We start from the raw sequence: 8,608 nt of genomic DNA on the forward strand, positions 1-8,608 counted from the left end.
GTTCGGCAATAGTACCGTATTTCTGCCGCACCACTTCTTTAATCTGATCCGCGTTTTCCATCGTGCTCTATTGGTTTAATGTAATATTACGATAAACAAGAACAAAAAAAGAGCCCCTCTCGCTAGCAGCAAGTAGAGGCACCCACATAAATATCAAAAAGTGAACCAAATGTCTGTCTAGCTTCTTCCCAAACAACCTCATTAATACAATAGCAAACCCGGGGCGGGTTGATCTCTCCTTTGATAATACCGATACGCTTGAGTTCCTTCAAGTGTTGGGAGACCGTCGCCTGCGCAAGAGGAAGTTCATCTACCAGGTCCCCACATACACAAGCTTTCTTTTGGGCCAGAAGCTGCAGGATAGCCACCCGAGCCGGATGCGCGAAAGCCTTCGCCAGATCAGCCGCCCGGTTCTGTTGTTCAGTAAAAATCGCAGTCTTCGTAACTCCCATGTGACAAAGGAAGGGAATTCAAACAATATATCGTAATATTACGATATATTGTTTTCTAACCGGATACCCTGAAGGTCATTCAGTTTTCATGTAGTTGTCAGCTGAAGATAAATTCATAAACACGGCAGGCCAAGAATCATCGCTTCAGACGCCAGACAGAAAAGTCCTATTCTCCGTTGCCGGAGAATTCTCCATTCTGTAACACTCGTCACAGACCGGCTTTAAAGTCTGGAATAGTTTTGTCGTCGAAATATAATACCGATGAAAAAACTTCTTGCTTTAGCGTTGTGCTGTTTCGGTCCGGATTATGCTATGGCGCAGACAACGTTGTCTCTTGGCGAAGCGATCAGGGTAGCAGCAATCAATAGCCGGCAAATTCAGTTGGCAGAAAACGCTTCACAGACGGCACGGGCGCGCTATCATGAAACCGATGCCATGTTTCTTCCGAAAGTTGGGATTGATTATACGGCAATGGTTACCAACAGTCCGATGCAAGCATTTGGTATTCGTCTGCAGCAACGGAAAATAACGCAGTCTGACTTTGCACCTGATTTACTCAATCGTCCCGGAGCGACCGGAAACTTTATTACTGAAGCTTCTTTGCTTCAACCATTGTTCAATCCGGATATGCTCGCAATGCGCGATGCCGCCAGAAAGCAGGTGACGGCGGCTGGCTTTGAAAAGCAGCGCGTGGCGGAGTTCGTCAGGTTTTCGGTGGAATCGGCTTATTGTCAATTGCAGTTGGCATACGAAATGACTGCCGTAGCCTCGCAGGAGAAAGAAACCCTTCAGTCGATTTATGAAAGTGTACAGAATCGTTTTGATCAGGGATATGTCCAGAAGTCGGACCTCCTTAACGTAGAAGTCCGACTCCGAGAAACGGAAGCACAGCTATCGTCGGCCTTTGCCGCAATTGAAGAATACAGCGACGAATTGAGCCTTTGGATGGGAAAGCCGTTGGGTGATCGCTATGCGGTGGAATCTATTCCGGTCGAATCGCCCGACGTGTCCATCACAAGCCTGCCAGAGGACCGGTCAGATTTTCGGGCGCTCAATGTGTCGGTGTCCGTCTATGACGACTTGATGAAGGCAACGCGCCGAAGTAGTTTGCCAAAAATAAATGCATTTGCCTCCTACATGCTAAACGATCCTGCTCTCTGGGGCTTTGGAAGCGGAGCGTACCTGGCCGGTGTCAAGCTCTCGTGGGCAATCTTTCAAGGCGGCGATGTCAAGAGGAAACTGGCGACGCATCAGTTGGAAAAACAACGCGTTTTGCTTCAACTGGCAGACCGCAAAGACCAGGACAGAAATGGGTTACTAAAAGCAATCCGGGAATTGACAGAGGCCGGTTTTCGTCTGAAACAATATCATACGGCCATTGCTCAGGCTCGGGAAGCACTGGCCATCCTGGAAAACCGGTTTCGTCAGGGCCTCGCGACGACGACCGAGGTACTGACAGCACAAACGCAGCTTTCCCGGCAGCGGCTCGCCTATGACCAGACCATTGCGTCCCGGAATATGACACTTGCCTATATCCGGTTTCTGACGGCTCACTAAAACTACTTTCCGACCGGGCCGGCGATCGCCGGATTCCACTTTCCCTAAAAGTCCATGAAAATTGCAAACAGTGTGTATCTAGTTACTGCTGCAGGATGGCTCATGTCTTGCGATCAAACCGATACTATGGTGCGTCAAACCTCGCAACAAACCCCGATTCCCGTGACGACTGTGCAAATAGGTTCAGCCGGTTCCGCATCATTCTTGCTGATAAGCGGGCAACTGACGGCAACGCGCTCCATTCCCCTCAGTACCCGTTTGATGGGGTATATTACTCGACTGAATGTAGGCATCGGCGACAATGTCAGGGCAGGGCAGATACTTTTTACTGTCTCCGCTTCAGATATTCAAGCAAAGGGCGGACAGGTGGCTGCGGCGATTGCGCAGGCGGAAGCCGCTGCTGCTGTCGCCGAAAAAGACTACGAGCGGTACAAGATCCTTCATCAGCAGCACAGCGCTACAGACAAGGAGCTCGAGAACGTCACCCTTCAGTATCAGGTGGCACGTGCACAGGTTCAGAGTGCCAGACAGATGCAGCAAGAAGTAGGCGCGAGTATGCGCTACGCACAGGTTGCGGCACCTTTCAGTGGCACGATCACGCAAAAATGGATGGATGCGGGGAGTCTGGCAAGTCCGGGCGCGCCGGTGTTGACACTGGAAAGTGACGGAAACCTTCAGGCAACAGCCACCTTAACGGAAGATCGCATTCACCACGTCCGGAAGGGTATGCCGGTTCATCTGAAGGCAGATGCCGACGGCCGGGAATTTTCCGGAGAAGTTGCAGAAATCAGCCGCTCATCTGTCGGCAGTGGTGGACAATACCTTATCAAAATAAACCTGCGCCGGCAACAGGGTTTGCTTCCGGGTATGTATGTACACATCCGTATAGCGACGAAGGCTGGCACAGGTTCAGGAAACCTCCGTGTTCCGGTCGAGAGTCTTATCCGTCACGGAGACCTGACAGGTGTCTACGTCGTCTCGGCCGACCGAAAAGCCTTGATTCGTTGGTTACGTATAGGGATAATCGTTGGGAAAGAGGCGGAGGTCCTTTCCGGAATTGTCCCGGGTGAAATGCTGGTTCTGCATGCCGGTGGCCGGCTTTGGAACGGCGCTGACGTAAAACTCTGAAAATAGCCGTTGGCACTTCGCTACAGATTCCTGCTTGCCAGGCTGAAAAATAGATACTATGGAAAATGGAATAGCCGGGCGTATTGCCAGCGCTTTTATCCAGTCAAAACTGACGTTGCTGCTGCTTGTTGCGGGGGTACTGCTGGGCGTATACGCTATCTTTATGATACCCAGGGAGGAGGAGCCCCAGATTAAAGTTCCGATGATTGATATATTCGTCGGTTATCCCGGTGCCGGACCGAAAGAGGTGGAGAGCCGGATTGCCGCGCCGCTGGAGAAAGTAATTTCCAACATTGGCGGCGTCGAACACGTCTATTCAACGTCAATGGACGGACGGGCAATGCTAATTGTCCAATTTAAGGTTGGGGAAGATATCGAGCGATCCCAAGTGAAGCTTTATACCGAGCTGGCCCGGCAGATGGATCAAATGCCGGAAGGTGCGACAATGCCTTTGCTGAAATCCAGAGGCATCGACGACGTGCCGGTGTTTACAGTGACGCTATGGGGAGAAAAATACGCCGATGGGCCATTGCGCGAAATTGCCAATCAGGTAGGAGCGGAGCTTAAAAAAACGCCTGAAGTATCGGGTGTGCGTGTGATTGGCGGGCATAGCAGAGAGCTCAGGGTGGTTGTTGATAAGGAAAAGATGATGGCACTGAAAATTGACCTGACTGCCGTTCGCCAGCAAATCGAAGCGCAGAATAGTCAGGTACCCGCAGGGTTGCTACGGATACAGGATACGACCTTCCGGATACGGACCGGGAATTTCCTGGAGTCAGCCGAAGAACTTCGCAATCTGATCGTAGGCACCAATGGGCAGCAGCCCGTTTTTCTGAAGCAATTTGCCACAATTCAGGAGGGATATGAAAAGCCGGCGCGGTATGTGGCGTTCGGATACGGCGAGGCAGAAGCTTCGGAGCACCAGAAATTTCCTTCCGTTTACCCCGCTGTGACGCTGGCTGTCAGCAAGCGGTCAGGCGCGGACGCTATGGCACTGACCGCCACACTGGAGCGGAATCTGCAGCGCCTGGAAAAGTCCCTTATTCCGGCGGATTTGAAGACCACAATCACACGAAACACCGGCGAGTCGGCATCCGAAAAAGTCTCCGAGTTGCTGCTCCACCTCGCGATTGCCATCATGGCCGTTACTGCTTTCGTTATGCTGGCGATGGGATGGCGAGGGGGAATGGTCGTTTTTTTATCGGTTCCCGTGACGTTCGCGCTCACATTGGTAGCTTATTACTTCCTCGATTACACACTGAACCGAATTACCCTGTTTGCGTTGGTTTTCATCGTCGGAATTGTAGTGGACGATTCCATCATCATTGCTGAAAACATGCACAGACACTTCCGGATGAAAAAGCTACCCTTTCTGCAGGCGGCCATTTTCTCGATTAATGAAGTAGGAAACCCGACCATTCTGGCAACGTTCACCGTAATGGCGGCGGTATTTCCTATGGCGTTTGTCAGCGGAATGATGGGGCCGTATATGAGTCCGATGCCGATTGGCGCAGCGGTGGCTATGCTGATCTCGCTGATCGTAGCCCTTACGGTGACACCTTATCTGGGATATCTGTTTCTGCAGGAGAAGACTGGCCGGGCTAATACCCACGGGACGGTCCTCGAAGAAACTTTTTTTTATCGTGCCTATAAGCGGATCATGCAGCCCTTGCTCAATAGTCGCGCCAGGCGTTGGGGCTTCATGGTGGGAACAACAGTTGTTTTGCTGGCGACATTTTTTCTCTTCTACACCCGAAGCGTAGCGGTCAAGATGTTGCCTTTCGACAACAAAAATGAGTTTCAGGTAGTTGTCGACCTTCCGGAAGGAGCAACGCTTGAACGGACCAATGCGGCGGTCACAGATATTGCCGCATTTTTGGGAACACAACCGACTGTCCGGCATTTTCAAACGTATACCGGAACATCTTCTCCGATTACCTTCAGCGGCCTGGTTCGCCATTATGACCTGCGTGCGGGTGACAATGTCGCTGATATTCAAGTATCGTTGACAGATAAGAAAGACCGGAGCACAAAGAGCCATGAGATAACCCGGTCATTACGGGACCCGATCCGGAAGATTGCCGCCCGGTACGGCGCGAATGTTGCGTTAGTCGAGGTTTCCCCGGGGCCTCCTGTCCGTTCGACCCTTGTTGCTGAATTGTATGGACCCGACGAGGCCGTGCTGACCAAACTCGCCGCGCAGGTAAGAAAATGGCTGAGTTCTACTCCCGATGTTGTCGACCTGGACTGGAGTATTGAAGCCGATGAGCCGGAATACCGGTTTATTGTCGACAAGGAAAAGGCCATGCGTTCAGGTGTGGCTCCGGCACAGGCGGCGTTGACAGTCCGCTCCTTTCTCTCCGGTGCAACCGCCGGAGTCTGGCACAGACCCGAAAACTTTGAAACGGAACCTGTCAGGCTGCAACTGGCTGACAGCTCGCTCAACGGATTTGCTGCACTTTCCGATTTGCCTGTAAAAAACCAGTCGGGGCAAACGGTTCCGTTGGGAATACTGGGCCATTGGGAGCGTACCCTGGTTCCGAAGAGCATCAACCGGAAAGATCAGAAAAGAGTGATATACCTGACGGCAGATATGGCCGGTAGTCTGGAGAGTCCGGTTTATGCTATTTTGGCAGTATCACAGCAACTGGCATCTGTAAGATTGCCTGAAGGCTATTTCCTGCACGAAGAATACACAGAAGCGCCGGAAAATGAATCGGAATATGCCATCAAATGGGACGGAGAATGGCAGATCACTTATGAGGTATTCCGGGACCTCGGAATCGCTTTCGCCGCAGTGCTCATTATTATTTACATACTCATTGTAGGTTGGTTTCAGGATTTCAAAGTACCGTTTGTCATGCTTTCCGCGATTCCGTTGTCTTTGATTGGCATCATCCTCGGGCACTGGATAATGGGGGCGTATTTCACCGCGACGTCGATGATCGGCTTTATAGCGTTGGCAGGGGTTATGGTCCGAAATTCCATTCTGCTGATTGATTTCATCGACATTCGGCTTAGTCAAGGGGAATCCCTCCAACAGGCCATTGTTGAAGCCGGCGCTGTCCGAACGATGCCAATCCTGCTGACGGCTGGAGCGGTAGTACTTGGCGCGGTCATTATCCTCGCCGACCCGGTTTTTCAGGGGCTGGCCATCTCGCTGATGGGAGGGACCTTAACGTCTACATTTCTGACGCTCATTGTCGTCCCGTTGCTTTATTTCAAAATGCTCAAAAAAGACTATGTACCCAAAAACGGAGAAACACCATCATGAAGCTCCTGATCGTTACCGCCATCGCGGAATGCCGCAATGTCGTCGGTGTTGTATTCGAACGCAGAGGCATCCGTAAGTACAGTATTGTGCCGATAAGCGGAGTAAGTCTTGAAGAGACCCGCCAATTGACGGACAATTGGTTCGGTGGTCCTTCTGGGGTAGATCGGTTTGAATCGGTGATGTTGTTCTGCTTTACGGAGGAAGGAATTGCTGACGCTGTTCTGTCAGAGCTGGAGCATTTCAATCAGGAAGAGAAACCCGACTTTCCCGTTCGCGGGCTAGTACTACCGGTCGAGCGCAGCATCTGACTTGGTCGGCAAATTCTTATAAACGATGATAAAAAGCGGTCTTTACTGTAACGAATGTCACAGTTGGACGGCTTTTTGTCTTTTAGGTTTGTATTTCTAACCAGAATACATACCGTAATGTACCATGAAATAGAATCTCAGTGGATGGGTGATATGCAGTTCAATGCGCTTGTTGATGGACATACACTCACCATGGACGGTCCGGAAAAAGTTGGAGGGCATAATATCGGTCCGATTCCCAAGCCTCTGGTACTCACAGCGTTATCGGGCTGCACAGGGATGGATGTCGTTTCCCTGCTTCGGAAGGCCGGTTGTAAGCTCAGGCATTTTGACGTAAAAGTGCGGGGCGAGCTTTCTCCAGGGCATCCGATTCAGTATACATCCATTCACCTGGACTATTTGGCTGAAGGATTGAACGAAGACATGGATGAACTGCTTCGGGCCGTCAGATTATCGCAGGAGCAATATTGTGGCGTCAGTGCTATGTTAAAGAAAACAATGCCTGTCACCTGGAGTGTTGTTTATAACGGTCATTTGGTTTTTTCAAACCAGCCTGTCGGCCAACGAGCCTCATGAAAGAAAACAAGGATCAGTTGATAGAATTCCGGTCATCGCCTGAACTGGTAGACAGACTCTTTCAGTATGGAATTACTAAGCACTATGAAGCAGGCAGAGTAATCCTGCAGGAGCATGCGCACATACGTTCCATCCCTCTTGTTATTCGGGGAAGCGTCAAAGTGATCCGTTCTGAAGAAGATGGCAGGGAAATTCTTCTGTACTATATAAAGGCGGGAGAAAGTTGTATTATGTCATTTCTGGGCGGTCTTCATCAGGAAATCAGCAAGGTAAGAGCGGAAGTCGAAGACGATGCTGAAATACTTTTCGTGCCCGTGGAAAAGGTGCCGTTGTTGATCAGGGAATTTCCGGAATGGCTGGATTACATTTTCCGGTTGTACCACAAACGCTTTGAGGAAATGCTGGAGATCATCAATGCGATTTCTTTCCGGAAAATGGATGAGCGCTTGTTGAATCTGCTTCGGAAGAAGGTGTCGTTAACCGGCAGCAGTACCTTGATTCTCACACATGAGCAACTGGCCGGTGAGCTCGGTACAGCGCGTGAAGTGGTCTCGCGTTTGTTAAAACAATTGGAATCGGCAGGAGTAGTGCTGCTGGGAAGAAATAAAGTGAACCTTTTGGAGGTTTCAGGTAATGTACTGACCTGAGCAAAGGTCCTTTAGTAAAAGACGTACTATGGTGTGTCGGGCAACTTGCTGCTGGTAAAGCCAGGCCAATCTTGTTTTCGGAATAGTCCGGACTGACCTGGTGCGGAAAAATTTTCCACGTCCATCGAGAAATACGTTTTCAGAGGCATGGCATCGGATAAATGCCAGCTACTCGCAAAAAGCTATCCTGGGATTGGTAGCGCTGCCACAGGGAAACTGATACCTGATTTGCGGATACCTTGGCGTGGGCATATCCGTGACTTCCAGAGGCGACATGGCTTGTCCGTTGAAAGATGGCATGGTTATCTGTTCGGGAGAGCCGCTTCCGAGAGCTACTTTTTTAGCAGCAGCGCTGCCGTTAAAACTATAGTCCATCATTGCGTCAAGCAAGCGGTAGACGGCGTAGTAATCGAGTGCATCATAAGCGCTTCTGGAGCTGGGCATTACGTGATCCGTCACATACCGGTAATCACCTATAACAGACGACCGTACATAGATAAAATCCTTCTCGCCCGCCGGAATATTGATATGTTTATAGATGTCGATTGCCAGACGATGGTCGTTCACCACATCTTCGTCATAGACCTGGCTGATCATTTTGGTATTGGATGGAAATCGCTGAAGTTGCTCCCCGGTTGTGAGTGGACTGTCCCAATTGAACACGTA

Annotated in this window: 8 protein-coding genes; 6 read left to right on the forward strand and 2 right to left on the reverse strand. The window is 50.5% G+C overall.

Going from position 1 to position 8,608, the window contains the following annotated elements; translation table 11 throughout:
* Positions 1-122 precede the first annotated feature (122 nt).
* On the reverse strand, positions 123-452 hold the full coding sequence (locus BLR09_RS25170; protein WP_093209330.1) for an ArsR/SmtB family transcription factor: 330 nt from the start codon (positions 450-452) through the stop codon (positions 123-125).
* A 261-nt stretch (positions 453-713) separates the two neighbouring features.
* Between BLR09_RS25170 and BLR09_RS25175 the strand changes: the two genes are divergently transcribed.
* The 6 genes from BLR09_RS25175 (at position 714) to BLR09_RS25200 (ending at position 7,942) form a co-directional block, all read left to right on the forward strand.
* Positions 714-2,009, forward strand: a complete 1,296-nt coding sequence (locus BLR09_RS25175; RefSeq protein WP_093209332.1) for a TolC family protein — start codon at positions 714-716, stop codon at positions 2,007-2,009.
* Between the two features lie 126 nt (positions 2,010-2,135).
* The gene (locus BLR09_RS25180; protein ID WP_176785676.1) at positions 2,136-3,137 is read left to right on the forward strand and encodes an efflux RND transporter periplasmic adaptor subunit; all 1,002 of its coding nucleotides are present in this window, start codon (positions 2,136-2,138) and stop codon (positions 3,135-3,137) included.
* Between the two features lie 58 nt (positions 3,138-3,195).
* A complete protein-coding gene (locus tag BLR09_RS25185; protein WP_093209337.1) occupies positions 3,196-6,411 on the forward strand; it encodes an efflux RND transporter permease subunit in 3,216 nt (1,071 codons plus the stop codon).
* A complete protein-coding gene (locus tag BLR09_RS25190) occupies positions 6,408-6,719 on the forward strand; it encodes a globin family protein (protein WP_093209339.1) in 312 nt (103 codons plus the stop codon). The genes BLR09_RS25185 and BLR09_RS25190 overlap by 4 nt, the downstream gene beginning before the upstream one ends.
* Positions 6,720-6,773: 54 nt before the next feature.
* On the forward strand, positions 6,774-7,295 hold the full coding sequence (locus BLR09_RS25195; RefSeq protein WP_245690019.1) for an OsmC family protein: 522 nt from the start codon (positions 6,774-6,776) through the stop codon (positions 7,293-7,295).
* Positions 7,292-7,942, forward strand: coding sequence for a Crp/Fnr family transcriptional regulator (locus tag BLR09_RS25200; RefSeq protein WP_093209344.1), 651 nt, complete (start codon positions 7,292-7,294; stop codon positions 7,940-7,942). Before BLR09_RS25195 ends, BLR09_RS25200 begins: the two co-directional genes overlap by 4 nt.
* A gap of 168 nt (positions 7,943-8,110) precedes the next feature.
* Here BLR09_RS25200 and BLR09_RS25205 read toward each other — a convergent pair.
* Positions 8,111-8,608: hypothetical protein (locus BLR09_RS25205; protein WP_218126723.1), on the reverse strand; the 498-nt coding region annotated here is incomplete at its 5' end.

Source organism: Siphonobacter aquaeclarae, from assembly GCF_900103285.1.
GTDB lineage: Bacteria > Bacteroidota > Bacteroidia > Cytophagales > Spirosomataceae > Siphonobacter > Siphonobacter aquaeclarae.